The organism is Streptomyces sp. NPDC006655, from assembly GCF_040703965.1.
GTDB lineage: Bacteria > Actinomycetota > Actinomycetes > Streptomycetales > Streptomycetaceae > Streptomyces.
Genome location: NZ_JBEYJU010000038.1, coordinates 14,780 through 31,189 on the forward strand (window position 1 = coordinate 14,780; position 16,410 = coordinate 31,189).

Consider the following 16,410-nt stretch of genomic DNA (forward strand, 5'->3'; position numbering starts at 1 on the left):
CATGTCCGAGGACGACAAGACCCCGGCCCGCCAGATCATCACCGACTACGCACAAGCGCACTTTCGGTACTTCCGCACCATCGACGGCACCGTTTACGCGCAGAAGAACGGCCACCCCGTTGCCCGCCCGATCCGCTCCCAGGGCACCACCGGCAGCCACCGCCAGGAACTCATGGTCGGACTCTTCAAGGACGGGGTCGGCGTGTTCAACGGCACGGCACTCAAGGAGGCACTCGACTTGATCGAAGCACTCGCCCTGACCGAGGACGTACAGCCCACCCACATCCGCGTCGCCCCGGGGTTCGACGGGGCGACCTGGCTCGACCTCGGCCGCGTCGACGGGAAGTCCGTGCGCATCCACTCTACCGGCTGGGACATTCGCACCCCCGACCCGCAGGAGGTCTGCTGGCGCCGCACCCAGCTCACCGGGGAACTCCCGCTGCCCGCCCGGGACACCGACGGCAAGGGCATCGATCTGCTGCTCCGGCTCTGCAACTTCGCCAGTGCCGAAACCGAGTGCCTCGCCCTCGCCTGGCTCATCGGCTGCCTTGAACCGTCCGTCCCCGTCCCGGCCCCGTTCCTCACCGGCCCCCAGGGCGCGGGCAAGTCCACCGGTGGCCGGATGCTGGTGCGGATCATCGAAGGGATGAGCGGCGACTTGCGCCGGGCACCCAAAGACGAAGAGAACATGATTACGGCTGTGGCCGCCGGATGGGTCACCGCCCTGGACAACCTCTCCCACCTGCCCCCGGACCTGTCCGACCTCATGTGCTGCATCGTCACGGGAGCCGAGAGCATCAAACGCGCGCTCTTCACCGACGGCGACGTCGTCCGCTCCCGCTACCGGCGCCCCATGCTCCTGACCGGAATCGACGTCGGCGTCATCCGCCCGGACCTCGCCGAACGGCTCCTCCCGCTGCGTCTCGTACGGCCCCGAGTACGGCGCACTGAGGCGGAACTGTGGGCCGAGTACGCGGAGATCCTCCCCGTCGTCCTCGGCTCCCTTCTCGACCTGACCGTGAAGGTGCGGGCCGCCGCGGCGGAGACCCCCACCGACCTGCGGATGGCCGACTTCGCTCACCTGTGTGCGCAGCTCGACGCCGCTACCGGCTTCGGCGCGCTGGCCGCCTACCGGGCCAGCCTTGACGACCTCAACGACGACGTCATTGAAGGAGACTTGCTGGCTCAGACGGTTCTGCAGCACGCCGCCGGCCTCGACCCGGACGCGGAAGTCCGAATGACGTCCTCGGAATGGCTGCACTGCCTCACCACCCTCTACAGCGGCGAGGAATGCCGTCCCCTGCCCAAGGGCTGGCCCACCACCGGCAAGGTCCTCTCCGACCGCCTCAAGCGGCTACAACCCACCCTCGCCGCCCGCGGCGTCCTCATCGACTGGGGACGCACCCGCACCGCCCGCTACATCGAAATGAGCCGCCCCCCGCTCACGCCCCCAAGCCAGCAGCAAGCGGCATTCTGACCCGCGCCACCGCGCCGCACTGAACAAGCAAGAGGAGCACCCAAGCACCGGGTGCTCCTCTTGCTGTTCCGGCGGCGTGCCGCCGTTGCACAGGTCGTGCCGCGCAGCGGCTCCTTCTTCACGTTCTGAGCCGCGCACCACCACATACACCACCCCGGTTCTTTCCTAAGAGAGGAGACGCTGCGTCACCCACGTCACCAGCCACGCGAATCCCATCCCTGACCAGCATCAACAGCGATGACGCAGACGGCCAAAACCTGCGTCACCCCACGTCATCCGTGTCACGCGTGACAGAGCCTCGCGCCGACCTGTGACACGCCCCGCACTGCTCGCGTCACCTCATAAGCACAGGTCAGAGCCCCAAATGACGTGCGTGACGCGATGACGCAGAAATCCGTGCCTCGGACAGACACGGGCCCTCGACAAGGACCGAGACCAACTCCATTCAGAGACGTTCCAGCTCAAGGAGGACTGAGTGAGCGCGCCCGCCCCCGGCCGAAACGACCCCCGCGCCATCCTCCGGGGTGGTCTCCCGGACCGGTACCTCACCGCCGACGACATCGCCGAGATCTTCGAGGTGCCCAAAGAGACCGTCTACCAGTGGCGCAGGAAGCGCATCGGCCCGCCCGGCTTCCGCATAGGCAAATACATCCGGTACGACCCCGCCGACGTGCGCACATACGTCACCAGCCGCAAAGACGCTGACCGCAGCAGCGCCTAACCGAACAGCCCCGCCAGAGACAGCAGGGAGAGCCACGCACGGCTCTCCCTGCTGCATGTCGAGAGAGGACCGCTGCCGTATGGCTGGCCACATCCAAGACCGTTGGTACAAGACCGAGACGGCATCCAACGGCAAGACGCTCAGGACAAAGACCGACCGATACGGGACAGGCTTGCGCTACCGGGCCCGCTACGTCGCCCCGGACGGGAGCGAACGCAGCAAGTCCTTCCCGGACAAACAGAAGCGACTCGCGGAAGCGTGGCTGACGCAGATCGCGGCTGACATGACCCGAGGCCAGTACGTCGACCCGTCCGCCGGTAAGGAGACGTTCAGGGAGTTCGCCACTCAGTGGCTGGCATCCCAGACCACGGACCCTTCCACCATCGTGAACATGGAGCTGAGGTTCCGGCTGCATGCCTTCCCCTACATCGGTTCTCGCTCCCTGAGCGCGTTCCAACCGGCCCATATCCGCACCTGGGCACGGGCCCTCGCAGACTCCGGGATGGCAGCGTCGTATCAGCGGACGATCTTCGCGAACGTCTCCGCCGTGTTCGGGGCCGCCGTGGATGACGGCATTCTGGCTCGCAACCCCTGCCGTGCCGGCTCCGTGCGAGCTCCCAAGCTGGATCGGCGGAAGATCAAACCGTGGACGCGTGACCGGGTGGTCGCCGTCCGGGATGGACTCCCGAGGCAGTACGCGACGGCCGTCGACGTCGCTGCCGGGTGCGGCCTACGGCAGGGCGAGATCTTCGGACTTGCCGTCGATGAAGTCGACTTCGTCGGGGGAGTGGTCCACGTCGTGCGACAGGTCAAGTTGATCGGCCCGCATATGGTGTTCGCCCCGCCCAAGGGCGGCAAGCTACGAGACGTGCCGCTACCCGACGTGGTGTCGGATGCGCTTGCCTCCCACATCACCAGCCGACCCCCTATCGACGTCACCCTGCCATGGAAGACTCCGGACGGGCCGCCCGTCACAGCGAAATTGCTGTTCTACTCGCGGGAACGCAAGGCGCTGAACAGGAACTACTTCAACATGTACCTGTGGAAACCTGCTCTGATCGCTGCCGGTGTCATTCCGGAACGGGCTCCGGGGGAGCGGTTCAAGCAGTCGCGTGAACACGGTATGCACGCGTTGCGGCACTACTACGCGTCGGTCTTGCTGGACTCGGGGGAGAACATCAAGGCCTTGGCCGAGTACCTCGGTCACTCCGACCCGGGATTCACGCTCCGGACGTACACGCACCTCATGCCGAACAGCCAGGACCGAGCGCGGAAGGCCATCGACGCTGCATTCGGCGTACAGGGTGCGGACACGGCGCCGGCGAAGCCGCTGCACTGACCTGAGTGGCCGGCGCGGTCGGAAGCTCTCGCCACGGCCCGTGGTGCCGGGCCCCGAAACAGGCCGTCGGCCGTGCCCCTCCAGAGGAGGAAGAGCACGGCCGACGGCCCACACACGGCCCAGGGGAGCGGTTACCCGCTCTGACCTGGGGCGATATCACACGTCGAAGTACAGCTCGAACTCGTGCGGGTGCGGACGCAGCTGAAGCGGGGCGATCTCGTTGGTGCGCTTGAAGTCGATCCACGTCTCGATCAGGTCGGGCGTGAAGACGTCACCGGCGAGCAGGAACTCGTGGTCGCGCTCCAGGGAGTCGAGGACGGCCGGGAGGGAGGTCGGGACCTGGGCGACGTTCGCGTGCTCCTCGGGAGCCAGCTCGTAGAGGTCCTTGTCGATCGGCTCGGCCGGCTCGATCTTGTTCTTGATGCCGTCCAGGCCCGCGAGCAGCAGGGCCGAGAAGGCGAGGTACGGGTTGCCGGAGGAGTCGGGGGCGCGGAACTCGACGCGCTTGGCCTTCGGGTTCGAGCCGGTGATCGGGATGCGCATCGCGGCGGAGCGGTTGCGCTGCGAGTACACCAGGTTGATCGGGGCCTCGAAGCCCGGCACCAGACGGTGGTACGAGTTCACCGTCGGGTTGGTGAACGCGAGGAGGGAGGGGGCGTGCTTGAGGATGCCGCCGATGTAGTAGCGGGCGGTGTCCGACAGGCCCGCGTAACCGGCCTCGTCGTAGAAGAGCGGGGCGCCGCCCGACCACAGCGACTGGTGCACGTGCATGCCCGAGCCGTTGTCGCCGAAGATCGGCTTCGGCATGAAGGTCGCGGTCTTGCCGTTGCGCCAGGCCACGTTCTTCACGATGTACTTGAAGAGCTGGAGGTCGTCCGCGGCGGCGAGCAGCGTGTTGAACTTGTAGTTGATCTCCGCCTGGCCGGCGGTGCCCACCTCGTGGTGCTGGCGCTCGACCTGGAGGCCGGACTTGGCCAGCTCCAGGGAGATCTCGGCGCGCAGGTCGGCGAAGTGGTCGACCGGCGGGACCGGGAAGTAGCCGCCCTTGTAGCGGACCTTGTACCCACGGTTGTCCTCGAGGGCGCCGGTGTTCCAGGCGCCGGCCTCGGAGTCGATGTGGTAGAAGCTCTCGTTCGCCGACGTGGCGAAACGGACGCTGTCGAAGACGTAGAACTCGGCCTCGGGGCCGAAGTACGCGGTGTCCGCGATCCCGGTCGACGCGAGGTAGGCCTCGGCCTTCTTCGCCACGTTGCGCGGGTCACGGGAGTACTGCTCGCCGGTGATCGGGTCGTGGATGAAGAAGTTGATGTTGAGCGTCTTGTCGCGGCGGAAGGAGTCCACCCGGGCGGTCGACAGGTCCGCGCGCAGCGCCATGTCGGACTCGTGGATCGCCTGGAAACCACGGATCGACGATCCGTCGAAGGCGAGCTCCTCGTCCGGGTCGAACGCCTCGACGGGCAGCGTGAAGTGCTGCATGACGCCCGGCAGGTCGCAGAAACGGACGTCGATGAACTTGACGTCCTCGTCCGCGATGAACTTCTTGGCCTCGTCGGCGTTCTGGAACATCCAGCTCCTCCTACTCCCGGCCGTTCCCGTGCCGGGGTGGTAGTTCGTTCGTGCGGCCAGTGCGGTGGCACACGCTGACCTCGACCCTAGGGACGGGTGGTTTCTCGGGCGTGACCCGTTTGTTTCGCTGAAGTTAACCGGGCTCGTTCCACCGTAGCCCCTGGGCACCCCGCCGGGACCCCGGCGGACGTCCGGGCAGTACCGTTGACGGGTGGACAACAGGCAAGCAGTCGGATCGTGGCTCTCCGGACCCCGCGCGGCCCTGGAAGAGGCGGGCGCGGAGTTCGGGTACCGGGGTGAGCAGCTGGGTCTGCCGGAGCACGGGCCGGGCTCCGTCGCCCGCCCCGGTAGGCGGCTCGGCGCGCTGCTCGTGGACTGGGGGCTGTGCGTCCTGATCGCATACGGCCTGATCACCAAGGGCTACAGTCCGGCCACCAGCAACTGGGCGCTGCTCGTCTTCCTCGTCCTGGGCGTCCTCACCGTCGGCACGGTGGGCTTCACGCCGGGCAAGCGGCTGTTCGGACTGCGGGTGGTCGGGGTCGAGACGGGGCGGGTGCAGCCGCTGCGCGCCCTGGCCCGCACGGTCCTGCTGTGCCTCGCGATCCCGGCGCTGGTGTGGGACAGGGACGGCAGGGGGTTGCACGACCGGCTGGCGAAGACCGTGGAGGTCCGCATGTAGGTGCGGCCGAGGTCCGCATGTGGGTGCGTGGGTGCGGCGCCGTGGGGGCTGGTCGCGCAGTTCCTTCCCCAGCCTTCGGCCGGGGGCACCCCCAGCGCCACTGAAGGGGCGCCGCACAGCCGCTCGTCCGTCGCAGCCGCGGGCAGGCGCGCCGCAGGGTGGCACGGGTGGGCGCGGGCGGCACCCGGCGAGCGCCGGTGAGTGAACCCCCCGCCCGATCCCGACACCGGGCACCCCCGCAGGTCACCGGGTGCGCAGCACCCTCCTCAGGACCTCCCGCAGCTCCGCTTCCGCGTCGCCCCGCGCGGGGCCCTCCGACCGCCACGCCACGAACCCGTCCGGCCGGACCAGCACCGCCCCGTCCGCCGTGGTGCCGTGGGCCCTCGCCCAGTCGGTGCCCGGCGCGTCCGGGACGAGATCGCCGCCGGTGCCGATGCCGTACGCGTCCAGTCGTACCCGCTCCGTCTCCGCGATGCGGCGGGCCGCCCGGTGCCAGGGCGTGTCCGGGCCGCTGAGCAGCACCATGGAGCGCTCGTACAGGTCGAGCGTGGAGATGCGTTCGCCCGCCTGGCGCAGCCACAGGTGCGGGGCGCGGCTGCCCGGCTGCCCGGTCAGGTTCATCCCATCGGGTACGAGCGGCTGCTCCGGGTCGGCCCCGACGACCGCCCCCTTCGGGTACCGGTAGCCGAGGACGACGTTGAGGATGCCACCGCGCCCGTTGGCGCCGATCCCCGGGGCCGGTGCGAAACCGGGGTGGCTGTGCTCCACCGAGCGGGCGGAGGCGCGGGCGCTGGTGGCCAGGGCCACCGGGCGGCGCTCGGCGTCGTACGAGTCCAGGAGCCCGGGGCCGGCCCAGCCGTCCAGGACGGCCGTCAGCTTCCAGGCCAGGTTGTGGGCGTCCTGGATGCCGGTGTTGGAGCCGAACGCGCCGGTCGGGGACATCTCGTGCGCGGAGTCGCCGGCGAGCAGGACCCGCCGGTCCGCGTAGCGTTCCGCGACCCGTTCGGCCGCCCGCCAGGACGCCCGGCCGGTGATCTCGACGTCGAGGTCGGGGACACCGACCGCGCGGCGGATGTGCCGGGTGAGGCGATCCTCGGTGAACTCGTCGAGGGTCTCGCCGCGTTCGGGGTGCCACGGGGCGTGGAAGACCCAGCGTTCCTTGTTGTCGACGGGCAGCAGGGCGCCGTCGGCCTCCGGGTCGGTGAGGTAGCAGCAGATGAAGCGGCGGTCCCCGACGGTGTCGGCGAGCAGCTTGGAGCGGAAGGTGATGCTGACGTTCGCGAACAGGTCGCCGGGTCCCGTCTGGCCGATGCCGAGGCGGCCGCGGACCGGGCTGCGCGGGCCGTCGGCGGCGACCAGGTAGTCGGCGCGGACGGTGTACATCCGGTCGGAGTCACGGTCGTGGACGTAGGCCGTCACTCCTTCGGGGTCCTGTTCGAAGGACTCCAACTCATGGAAGTAGCGCAGTTCGCCGGTGAGTGATTCCGCCGCCCGGCGCAGTACCGGCTCCAGGTCGTTCTGGCTGCACAGGCACCAGCCGGTCGGGCTGAACCTGGCGAGTCCGCCGCCCGGGTCGATCTCCTTGAACAGCCAGTCGCCGGCGTCGCCGACCAGCGTCGGGGCCTGGAGGATGCCGTGGTTGTCCGCGAGGAGCGAGGCCGCCGCCCTGATGTCGGGCTCGATGCCGGCCTTCCGGAACAGCTCCATCGTCCGCACGTTGTTGCCCCGGCCGCGTGGATGGATCGAGGTGCCGGAGTGCCGTTCGACGAGCAGGTGGCGTACGCCTAGACGGCCCAGGAACAGCGACATGGACAGGCCCACGAGGGAGCCGCCCACCACGAGGACGGGGACCTGGTGATCGGTTTTCTGGTGCATCGGGCACTCCAGGGGCGGATGTTGCGCGTCAGGTGCGATGGAACTTCCATGCCCCGTCCGGGCCCCTTCGGGAGGGGTTCGGCGCGCTCAATCACCCACCTGGTTCACGCGAGTCGCGCGCGTCTCAGGACCGGCACAGGATCGAGAAGCGCTGACGCCGCGTCATCGGCGAAGGCGCAGGCCGCTGCCCCAGCGAAGGAGATGTGCGAAGCATGACGACGATCTCGGAACAGGTTTCGGAACAGCTGACCCGCCCGGCGTCGAGACGGGTCTCCCAGTCCGTCTTCGACGGCTCCCGGCTCCGGGTCGTCCTGCTGGTGGACGTCAACGACGGCGCACAGCAGCAGTTCCTGAAGGCCTACGAGCAGCTGTGCAACCAGGTCGCACAGGTTCCCGGACACGTCAGCGACCAGCTCTGCCAGTCCATCGAGAACCCCTCGCAGTGGCTGATCACCAGCGAGTGGGAGAGCGCCCCGCCGTTCCTCGCCTGGGTGAACAGCGAGGAGCACGTGGAGATGGTGAAGCCGCTGCACAACTGCGTCCGCGACACCCGTTCGCTGCGCTTCCACGTGGTCCGCGAGACCGGCGGGCCGGCCGCGGACGCCGTGCGGGTGCTGCAGGCCGACCCGCGGATGGGCGACGGCGTGATCCGCCACGCGCTCACCTTCACGGTCCGGCCGGGCAGCGAGGCCGAGGTCGCGAGGATCCTCGCGGACTACGCCTCGCCCGAGGCCAAGGTCGACGACTCCACCCGGCTGTGCCGCACCTCCCTGTTCATGCACGGCAACCGGGTGGTGCGGGCCATCGAGGTGCGCGGCGACCTGATGGCCGCCCTGCGCCACGTCGCCCGGCAGCCCGAGGTGCGGGCCGTCGAGGAGGCCATCAACCCCTACCTGGAGCAGGAGCGCGACCTCAACGACCAGGAGTCCGCACGGGTCTTCTTCACCCGGGCGGCGCTGCCGGCCGTCCACCACGTCACCGCCGACCAGCCGGCCGAGGGCGAGCGGCACGCGCTGTACTACCCGGCCCGGCCGGGCTGCGGGATGCGTCTCGCGGAGCTGCTCGCGCAGCAGGACGAGGCCACGTCCGAGGACCCGGCGAGCCCGGTGCTGCACAGCACGATCTTCCAGCGCGACGACGTCGTCGTACGACTGGTCGAGCACCGTTCCGGCGCGGCCCCCGACACCACGCCCGCCCCCGCGCTGGCCGCCCTGCTGGACGGCGACGCGGTACGGATGCGGCTGATCACCGACCGCCGCTCGTCGGCCGCCTGACCCCCATCACCGTCGCATCAGACCGCGGCGACACATCCACGGCATCACAGTCACGGAGGAGTACGTGATGAAGCCCATTCCGAAGATCGTGGACCTCAGCGAGGTCGAGCCCAACACCAAGCGCGGTGGCGACCTGCGCGCCATGCTCACCCCCGCCACCTGCGGTTCCACCAGCGGTTTCATGGGTGTGGCCATCGTGCAGCCGGGCGAGCGCATCGCCGAGCACTACCACCCGTACTCCGAGGAGTTCGTGTACGTCGTCTGCGGCGACCTGGAGGTCGACCTGGACGGCGAGCCGCACCCGCTGCGTCCCGAGCAGGGTCTGATGATCCCGATCAACATGAAGCACCGCTTCCGCAACGTCGGCAACGTCGAGGCGAGGATCGTCTTCCACCTCGGTCCGCTGGCCCCGCGCCCGGCCCTGGGCCACGTCGACACCGAGGAGACGGAAGCCGTCGCCGTGGGGCAGGTCCGGTCGTGACCCGGCGCGTGGCGGTTACGGGCATAGGCATCGTGGCTCCGGGGGGTGTGGGCGTACCGGCGTTCTGGGACTTGCTCGCCGCCGGCCGGACCGCGACGCGCGGCATCACCTTCTTCGACCCCTCCGGCCTCAGATCGCGGATCGCCGCCGAGTGCGACTTCGACCCAGCGGCGCACGGCCTGGACGCCGAGGACGTCGAGCGGGCGGACCGGTACATACAGTTCGCCCTGGTAGCCGGTGACGAGGCGGTCCGGGACTCCGGTCTCGACCTGGGCCGGGAGGACCCCTGGCGGATCGGGGTCTCCCTGGGTACGGCCGTCGGCGGCACCACCCGTCTGGAGCACGACTACGTCCTGGTGAGCGAGGCGGGCCGGCACTGGGACGTGGACCACCGGCAGGCCCAGCCCCAGCTGCACCGGGCGTTCTCCCCGAGCACCCTGGCCTCCGCCGTGGCGGAACGTTTCGGCGCCCAGGGTCCGGTGCAGACCGTCTCCACCGGCTGCACCTCGGGCCTGGACGCCGTCGGCTACGCCTTCCACACCGTCCAGGAAGGCCGCGCCGACATCTGCATCGCCGGTGCCTCGGACTCCCCGATCTCCCCGATCACCATGGCCTGCTTCGACGCGATCAAGGCCACCTCCCCGAACAACGACGACCCCGAGCACGCCTCCCGGCCCTTCGACAACCGCCGCGACGGGTTCGTCATGGGGGAGGGCGGCGCGGTGCTCGTCCTGGAGGAGGAGGAGCACGCCAAGGCCCGCGGCGCGCACATCTACTGCCGGCTCGACGGCTACGCCACCTTCGGCAACGCCTACCACATGACCGGTCTCACCAGCGAGGGCCTGGAGATGGCCCGCGCCATCGAGACCGCCCTCGACCACGCCCGCCTCGACCCCACCGCCATCGACTACGTCAACGCGCACGGCTCCGGCACCCGGCAGAACGACCGCCACGAGACCGCCGCCGTGAAGAAGGCGCTCGGACAGCACGCGTACAGCACGCCCATGAGCTCCATCAAATCCATGGTGGGCCACTCGCTCGGCGCCATCGGCGCGATCGAGGTCGTCGCCTGTGTGCTCGCCCTGGCCCACCAGGTCGTCCCGCCCACCGCGAACTACGAGACCCCCGATCCCGAGTGCGACCTCGACTACGTGCCGCGGGTCGCCCGCGAACGCCGCCTGGGCGGCGTCCTGTCCGTGGGCAGCGGGTTCGGCGGCTTCCAGTCCGCGGTGATCCTGACCCGGCCGAGAGGAAGGACACCATGAGCGGATCACGTCCTCGGCGGGCGGCGGTCACCGGCATCGGTGTCGTCGCGCCCAACGGAACCAGCACCGACGCCTTCTGGAAATCCGTCCAGGAGGGACGCACCGTCCTCGACAAGGTGACCCGCGACGGCTGCGAGCACCTGCCCATGAAGGTCGCCGGAGAGGTCCGCGACTTCGACCCGGCGGCCGCCGTCGAGGAACGCCTCATCGTCCAGACCGACCGCTTCACCCACTTCGCGATGGCCGCGGCCGACCTCGCCCTGGAGGACGCCCGCCTGGGCCGCGCCGACACCGAGGGCACGCCCTTCGACGTCGGCGTGGTCACCGCGGCCGGCTCCGGCGGCGGCGAGTTCGGCCAGCGCGAGCTCCAGCAGCTGTGGGGCAAGGGCAGCCGGTTCGTCGGCCCCTACCAGTCCATCGCCTGGTTCTACGCCGCCAGCACCGGCCAGATCTCCATCCGGCGCGGCTTCAAGGGACCCTGCTCGGTGGTCGCCGCCGACGAGGCCGGCGGCCTCGACGCCCTGGCGCACGCCGCGCGCGCGGTGCGGCGCGGTACGGACGTCATCGTGGCCGGTTCCACCGAGGCGCCGATAGCTCCGTACTCGGTGGTCTGCCAGCTCGGCTACGAGGAGCTCAGCCGGGAGACCGACCCGGCCCGCGCCTACCGCCCGTTCACCGAACAGGCCTGCGGGTTCGTGCCGGCCGAGGGCGGCGCCATGCTCGTCATCGAGGACACCGGCTCGGCCCGCCGGCGCGGACTGCCGGTGCGGGCCACCCTCGACGGACACGCGTCGACCTTCACCGGCGCCTCCCGCTGGGCCGAGTCCAGGGAGGGGCTCGCCCAGGCGATCCGCGGCGCCCTCGCCGAGGCCGGCTGCGCACCCGAGGAGGTCGACGTGGTCTTCGCCGACGCCCTCGGCGTACCGGCGGCCGACCGGGCGGAGGCGCTGGCCATCACCGACGCCCTCGGCGCGCACGGCACCCGCGTGCCGGTCACCGCGCCGAAGACCGGGATCGGCCGCGGCTACTGCGCGGCCCCCGTCCTCGACACCGCCGCCGCGGTGCTCGCCATGGAACACGGGCTGATCCCGCCGACCCCGGGCGTCGTCGACGTCTGCCACGACCTCGACCTCGTGACCGGCAGCGCCCGCGCCGCGGCCCCCCGCACGGCGCTGGTCCTCAGCCGGGGACTCATGGGGTCGAACTCGGCACTCGTGCTGCGCCACGGCGCATCCGGGTGACGTGCACAACAGCTGCTGACCGGCAGCGCAGAAGGAGGAGTTCCCTATGAGCATCACCGTGGACGAACTGTCCGAACTCATGAAGAAGGCCGCCGGCGTCACCGTCTCCCCGGCCGACCTGCGGGACCGCGCCGACACCGGCTTCGACGCCTTCGGAGTCGACTCGCTCGGCCTGCTCGGCATCGTCGGCGAACTGGAGAACCGGCACGGCGTGCCCATGCCGGTGGACGCCGAGCGGTGCAAGACGCCCCGCCAGTTCCTCGACCTCGTCAACAGCGCCATGCCCGCGGGAGCCTGACATGACCGGACACACCCAGAACGAGATCACCATCGCCGCCCCCGTCGACCTGGTCTGGGACATGACCAACGACGTGGCCAACTGGCCGCAGCTGTTCAGCGAGTACGCCAGCGCCGAGATCCTGGCGGAGGAGGGGAACAAGGTCACCTTCCGGCTGACCATGCACCCCGACGACAACGGCAAGGTCTGGAGCTGGGTCTCCGAGCGCGAGACCGACCGCCCGAACCTCACCGTCCGGGCCCGCCGCGTCGAGACCGGCCCCTTCGCCCACATGGACATCCACTGGCGGTACGAGGAGGTACCGGCCGGCACCCGGATGGTGTGGACGCAGGACTTCGCGATGAAGCCGGAGGCCCCCGTCGACGACGAGTGGATGACCGACAACATCAACAAGAACTCAAAGGTCCAGATGGCCCTGATCCGGGACAAGATCGAGAAGGCGGCCAGTGGCCGGCGCCCCGACCCGGCTCTCGCCGACTGAGCCGGCCGGACGACAGGAACGGAGAGACACGTGCACCAGGCCCTGATCGTCGCCCGCATGGCCCCGGGCTCCGCACCCGACATCGCGAAGGTGTTCGCGGAGTCCGACCGGGGAGAGCTGCCGCACCTCGTCGGGGTGGTCCGGCGCAGCCTCTTCCAGTTCGGCGATGTGTACATGCACCTCGTCGAATCCGAGCGCGAGCCGGGACCGGCCATCGCCAAGGTCACCTCGCACCCCGAGTTCAGGGACATCAGCGACCGTCTCACGGCGTACGTCAGCGCGTACGACCCGGAGACCTGGCGCTCCCCGAAGGACGCGATGGCGCAGCGCTTCTACCTCTGGGAGCGCGACGGCGCCCGCTGAACCGCCGTCCAGCCAACGGTGCCGGGCCCACGTCGGACGCGGGCCCGGCACCGGCGTGTCCGGAGCCGCTCAGGAGGCGGGCACCACGCAGTCGAAGGCGTGCAGGTAGGGGTTGACGGGACTGATGTCCTGGACGGCCAGCCCCGCGTCGGTCAGCCGCCGCACCATGCTGTCGGTGGTGTGCTTGGCCCCGCCGACGTTCAGGAGCAGCAACAGGTCCATCGCGGTGCTGAACCGCATCGACGGGGTGTCGTCGACCAGGTTCTCGATGACCACGACCCGCGCCCCCGGACCGCCGGCCGCGGTGACGTTGGCGAGCAGCCGGGCGGTGGACTCGTCGTCCCACTCCAGGATGTTCTTGATGACGTAGACGTCCGCGTCGACCGGCACGGCCTCGCGGATGTCGCCCGGCACGATGCTCGCCCGGTCCGCGAGGTCACCGCCCTCGCGCAGCCTGGGCAGCGCCTTGTCGACCACCTTCGGCAGATCCAGCAGGTAGCCCCTCATCGCCGGGTACTTGTCCAGCAGACAGGCCACCACGTGCCCCTGCCCGCCGCCGAGGTCGGCGACCGACCGGCTGCCGGACAGGTCGAGCAGGGCGGCGACCTCACGGGCCGACTGCTCGCTGGAGGTGGTCATCGCCCGGTTGAAGACGTCCGCCGATTCCGGCGCGTCCTCGTTCAGGTAGACGAAGAACTCCTTGCCGTAGAGGTCCTCGACGACGTTGCGGCCGCTCTTCACGGCCTCGTCCAGCCTCGGCCAGGCGTCCCAGGTCCACGGCTCGGTGCACCACAGGGCGATGTACCGCAGGCTGTGCGGGTCGTCCTCGCGCAGCAGCCGGGAGGTCTCGGTGTGCGCGAACGTGCCGTCCGGACGCTCGGCGAAGACGCCGTAGCAGGACAGCGCGCGCAGCAGCCGCCGCAGCGGCTTGGGGTCGGTGCGCACCGCGGACGCCAGGCTCTCCACGGTCATGGGGGCGTCCCCGAGCGCGTCGGCGACCCGCAGTCGGGCGGCCGCGCGGACGGCGGCGGCACACGCCGCCCCGAACACGAGCTCGCGCAGCCGCATCGACGGCGGCGGAGCGCCCTCCTGCGACGGCGCCCCGGACTCCTTCGCGGGCGCCGAGAGGTCGCGTGCTGGTGCGGTCATGTGCCGCCTTCCTTCCTTGTGGGGGTGTCGTACGTCCGACCGGTCAGCACAGACCCGCGGGCTTGGACTTCTTGCACGAGTTGCCCTTGAAGGCGTTGCCGTGCTTGGCGGCCTCCTGGTTGACCAGGTCGGCCGGGGCGTTGCCCGACAGGCTGTTGTCGGTGACGCTGTTCTTGTCGCTGGTGGCGCCCACGAAGCTCTTGAAGATCACGACGCCGCCCGACAGCGGGGACTTGCCGGAGTTGCCGGTCACGAGGTTCCTGGTGACCAGGGTGTTCTCGGTGCCGGTCAGCACGATGCCGGAGCCCTGGAGGAAGGACAGCCGCGTGGTCTTCGGGCAGTACTTGTTGTTCTTGACGACCTGGTTCCCGGTGACCGTGATCTTGCCGGCCTTCGGCTTGTTCTCGTCACCGACGACGAACACGCCCGCGCAGTTCCCGGTGACCGAGTTGTCCGTGACGGTGAGGTTGCGCAGCCGGCGCACGGTGACGCCGATCCGGTTGCCCTCCAGCAGGTTGTGCTCGACGACGGTGCCCGCGGTGTCGGTGGCGCCCTTCTCCGCCGTGACGGAGTTGGCGAGGAACAGGCCCGCGTCGCCGTTGTTCCGGGCGACGTTGTCGCGGTAGGTGCTGTGCACCGCGCGCTCCTCGGCGATGCCCCACTGACCGTTCTTCACGGCGGCCACGCCGTGCACGTTCAGGTTGGCCGTGCCGACGGCCATGACACCGGTCCGGGAGAACCCGGTGACGGTCATCCTGGCGATGGTCACGTCCTCGACGGGCTTGCTCTTGGTGCCGACCACGCAGATGCCGTTGCCCATCTCCGCACAGGACTTCTGGGCGGCGGCCTTCTTCTTGCCGTGCTTGCCGTGCTTGGCGGGCTTGGCGGCCTTGGCGGGCTTGGGCGCCTTGGCCTTCTTGGCGGGCTCCAGCACGGTCGCCGGGCCCATGCCCCGCAGGGTCAGACCGGGCGTGGTCACCTTGACGCTCTCGCGGTAGGTGCCGGCCATGACGAGAACCGTGTCACCGGGCTGGGCGGCGTCGACCGCCTTCTGGATCGACTCACCGGGACGCACCCAGTGCACGTGGTGGGCGGCGGACGCCGGAGCGGCGCCGAGGAGGGCACCGCAGAGGACGGTGCCGCACGCGAGGTATGTGATATGGCGTTTTGTCACATTCGGAAGGGTAAGAGCGGATGACCCGATAAACGCCGCGATGCTCCGTTCGGCGGCGTGTCATCGGGAACGCCTAGCGCATGCCGAACGCGCGCCGGGCGTGCGTGACCAGTTCGCGGACCGCCGGGTTGTGCGCGTTCTTCCAGATCAGGGCCAGCAGCGCCGGTGTCTCCACGTCGTCGATCGTGCGGGCGGCGAGCCGGTCCCGGTGGCCCGCGGCCATCGAGTCGCTGAGGACGGCCACGCCGAGGCCGCGGGCGGCGAGGTCGGCGATGGCGTTCGCGGCGCCGGCCTGCAACGTGATCGAGGGCCGCAGGCCCTGTGCGGCGCAGGCCTCGTCGAACACCGTGCGCAGGCCGGTGCCGGCCGGCATGCACACGAGCGGATGGTCCATCAGGTCGCGCAGCACGACCCGTCGCCGCCGCGCCAGCGGGTGGCCGGCCGGAACCGCCGCCACGAGCCGTTCGCTGACGACGGTCAGCGCGTCCAGCCCGGCGGGCGTGACGGCCGCGGCCCCGACGAGTGCCAGGTCGAGGGCGCCGCTGCGCACGCCGTCGGCGAGCCGGTCCGAGCCGTCCTCCCGCAGCAGGATCTCGACGCCGGGATGCGCTTCGTGGAACGCGGCGAGGGTGTCGAACAGCGGGGTGAGCGTGCAGCCGGCGACCATCCCGACGGTGACGCCGCCCCGGACCAGGCCGGTCACCTCGTCCACGGCCCGGCCGACCGCTCCGGCCGCGGCGAGCGTGGCACGGGCGTGTTCGAGCGCTGCCTTCCCGGCGACGGTGAGGGTGACGGTGCGGGCGGACCGGTCGAACAGCTCCGCGCCGAGTTCGCGTTCCAGCCGGCGGATCTGCGCGCTGACGCCGGACTGGCTGATGTGCACACGCTCGGCGGCCCGGGTGAAGTTGCGCTCCTCGGCCACGGCGACGAGGTATTCGAGCTGCCTCAGATCCATGACCCACGATTCTAGTTCGTATGAGAACCATCTGTTGGACTTCTGATGGGCCCGCGGCCAGGCTGGGAACCG

16 protein-coding genes are annotated in these 16,410 nt (G+C 70.1%); 11 read left to right on the forward strand and 5 right to left on the reverse strand.

Going from position 1 to position 16,410, the window contains the following annotated elements; translation table 11 throughout:
- Position 1 precedes the first annotated feature (1 nt).
- The 3 genes from AB0958_RS22600 (at position 2) to AB0958_RS22610 (ending at position 3,537) form a co-directional block, all read left to right on the forward strand.
- A complete protein-coding gene (locus AB0958_RS22600) occupies positions 2-1,477 on the forward strand; it encodes an ATP-binding protein (RefSeq protein ID WP_366892257.1) in 1,476 nt (491 codons plus the stop codon).
- Positions 1,478-1,952: 475 nt separating this feature from the next.
- Positions 1,953-2,198 (forward strand): helix-turn-helix domain-containing protein, encoded by a 246-nt coding sequence (locus AB0958_RS22605; protein WP_366892258.1) that lies wholly within the window; start codon positions 1,953-1,955, stop codon positions 2,196-2,198.
- Positions 2,199-2,277: 79 nt separating this feature from the next.
- A complete protein-coding gene (locus AB0958_RS22610) occupies positions 2,278-3,537 on the forward strand; it encodes a site-specific integrase (RefSeq protein ID WP_366892259.1) in 1,260 nt (419 codons plus the stop codon).
- Between the two features lie 156 nt (positions 3,538-3,693).
- On the opposite strand, the gene glnA is transcribed toward AB0958_RS22610, so the two are convergent.
- Positions 3,694-5,103: a type I glutamate--ammonia ligase gene (gene glnA, locus AB0958_RS22615; protein WP_132886378.1), complete on the reverse strand. Its 1,410-nt coding sequence runs from the start codon at positions 5,101-5,103 to the stop codon at positions 3,694-3,696.
- Positions 5,104-5,314: 211 nt separating this feature from the next.
- Between glnA and AB0958_RS22620 the strand changes: the two genes are divergently transcribed.
- Positions 5,315-5,782 carry an RDD family protein gene (locus tag AB0958_RS22620; protein ID WP_358970265.1) on the forward strand — a complete coding sequence of 156 codons (468 nt, stop codon included), beginning with the start codon at positions 5,315-5,317 and terminating at the stop codon, positions 5,780-5,782.
- A 243-nt stretch (positions 5,783-6,025) separates the two neighbouring features.
- On the opposite strand, the gene AB0958_RS22625 is transcribed toward AB0958_RS22620, so the two are convergent.
- Positions 6,026-7,657, reverse strand: coding sequence for an FAD-dependent monooxygenase (locus AB0958_RS22625; RefSeq protein WP_366892260.1), 1,632 nt, complete (start codon positions 7,655-7,657; stop codon positions 6,026-6,028).
- A gap of 212 nt (positions 7,658-7,869) precedes the next feature.
- Between AB0958_RS22625 and AB0958_RS22630 the strand changes: the two genes are divergently transcribed.
- The 7 genes from AB0958_RS22630 to AB0958_RS22660 all read left to right on the forward strand — a co-directional run bounded on the left by AB0958_RS22630 (position 7,870) and on the right by AB0958_RS22660 (position 13,060).
- A complete protein-coding gene (locus AB0958_RS22630) occupies positions 7,870-8,931 on the forward strand; it encodes a SchA/CurD-like domain-containing protein (protein WP_366892262.1) in 1,062 nt (353 codons plus the stop codon).
- Positions 8,932-8,998: 67 nt separating this feature from the next.
- Entirely contained in the window at positions 8,999-9,412 is a 414-nt protein-coding gene (locus AB0958_RS22635; protein WP_366892263.1) for a cupin domain-containing protein, read from the forward strand.
- Positions 9,409-10,677: a beta-ketoacyl-[acyl-carrier-protein] synthase family protein gene (locus AB0958_RS22640; protein ID WP_366892264.1), complete on the forward strand. Its 1,269-nt coding sequence runs from the start codon at positions 9,409-9,411 to the stop codon at positions 10,675-10,677. Before AB0958_RS22635 ends, AB0958_RS22640 begins: the two co-directional genes overlap by 4 nt.
- Positions 10,674-11,918 carry a ketosynthase chain-length factor gene (locus AB0958_RS22645; RefSeq protein ID WP_366892265.1) on the forward strand — a complete coding sequence of 415 codons (1,245 nt, stop codon included), beginning with the start codon at positions 10,674-10,676 and terminating at the stop codon, positions 11,916-11,918. Before AB0958_RS22640 ends, AB0958_RS22645 begins: the two co-directional genes overlap by 4 nt.
- Positions 11,919-11,964: 46 nt before the next feature.
- Entirely contained in the window at positions 11,965-12,216 is a 252-nt protein-coding gene (locus AB0958_RS22650) for an acyl carrier protein (RefSeq protein WP_366892266.1), read from the forward strand.
- 1 nt (position 12,217) lies between these two features.
- On the forward strand, positions 12,218-12,697 hold the full coding sequence (locus AB0958_RS22655) for an SRPBCC family protein (RefSeq protein WP_366892267.1): 480 nt from the start codon (positions 12,218-12,220) through the stop codon (positions 12,695-12,697).
- A gap of 30 nt (positions 12,698-12,727) precedes the next feature.
- Positions 12,728-13,060 (forward strand): TcmI family type II polyketide cyclase, encoded by a 333-nt coding sequence (locus AB0958_RS22660; protein ID WP_358970248.1) that lies wholly within the window; start codon positions 12,728-12,730, stop codon positions 13,058-13,060.
- 69 nt (positions 13,061-13,129) lie between these two features.
- On the opposite strand, the gene AB0958_RS22665 is transcribed toward AB0958_RS22660, so the two are convergent.
- The 3 genes from AB0958_RS22665 to AB0958_RS22675 all read right to left on the reverse strand — a co-directional run bounded on the left by AB0958_RS22665 (position 13,130) and on the right by AB0958_RS22675 (position 16,338).
- Positions 13,130-14,128: a methyltransferase gene (locus tag AB0958_RS22665; RefSeq protein WP_366892302.1), complete on the reverse strand. Its 999-nt coding sequence runs from the start codon at positions 14,126-14,128 to the stop codon at positions 13,130-13,132.
- A 124-nt stretch (positions 14,129-14,252) separates the two neighbouring features.
- Positions 14,253-15,383, reverse strand: a complete 1,131-nt coding sequence (locus AB0958_RS22670; protein WP_366892268.1) for a right-handed parallel beta-helix repeat-containing protein — start codon at positions 15,381-15,383, stop codon at positions 14,253-14,255.
- 73 nt (positions 15,384-15,456) lie between these two features.
- Complete coding sequence (locus AB0958_RS22675) at positions 15,457-16,338, reverse strand: LysR substrate-binding domain-containing protein (RefSeq protein ID WP_366892269.1); 882 nt, start codon at positions 16,336-16,338, stop codon at positions 15,457-15,459.
- Between the last annotated feature and the right edge of the window lie 72 nt (positions 16,339-16,410).

What these genes read in the sequence shown, in the direction of transcription:
- AB0958_RS22665 (WP_366892302.1), bottom strand. Translation starts at nt 14,128, where the DNA reads ATGCGGCTGCGCGAGCTCGTGTTCGGGGCGGCGTGTGCCGCCGCCGTC.
- AB0958_RS22625 (WP_366892260.1), bottom strand. Translation starts at nt 7,657, where the DNA reads ATGCACCAGAAAACCGATCACCAGGTCCCCGTCCTCGTGGTGGGCGGC.
- AB0958_RS22645 (WP_366892265.1), top strand. Translation starts at nt 10,674, where the DNA reads ATGAGCGGATCACGTCCTCGGCGGGCGGCGGTCACCGGCATCGGTGTC.
- AB0958_RS22635 (WP_366892263.1), top strand. Translation starts at nt 8,999, where the DNA reads ATGAAGCCCATTCCGAAGATCGTGGACCTCAGCGAGGTCGAGCCCAAC.
- AB0958_RS22675 (WP_366892269.1), bottom strand. Translation starts at nt 16,338, where the DNA reads ATGGATCTGAGGCAGCTCGAATACCTCGTCGCCGTGGCCGAGGAGCGC.
- AB0958_RS22610 (WP_366892259.1), top strand. Translation starts at nt 2,278, where the DNA reads ATGGCTGGCCACATCCAAGACCGTTGGTACAAGACCGAGACGGCATCC.
- AB0958_RS22630 (WP_366892262.1), top strand. Translation starts at nt 7,870, where the DNA reads ATGACGACGATCTCGGAACAGGTTTCGGAACAGCTGACCCGCCCGGCG.
- AB0958_RS22650 (WP_366892266.1), top strand. Translation starts at nt 11,965, where the DNA reads ATGAGCATCACCGTGGACGAACTGTCCGAACTCATGAAGAAGGCCGCC.
- AB0958_RS22655 (WP_366892267.1), top strand. Translation starts at nt 12,218, where the DNA reads ATGACCGGACACACCCAGAACGAGATCACCATCGCCGCCCCCGTCGAC.
- AB0958_RS22600 (WP_366892257.1), top strand. Translation starts at nt 2, where the DNA reads ATGTCCGAGGACGACAAGACCCCGGCCCGCCAGATCATCACCGACTAC.
- glnA (WP_132886378.1), bottom strand. Translation starts at nt 5,103, where the DNA reads ATGTTCCAGAACGCCGACGAGGCCAAGAAGTTCATCGCGGACGAGGAC.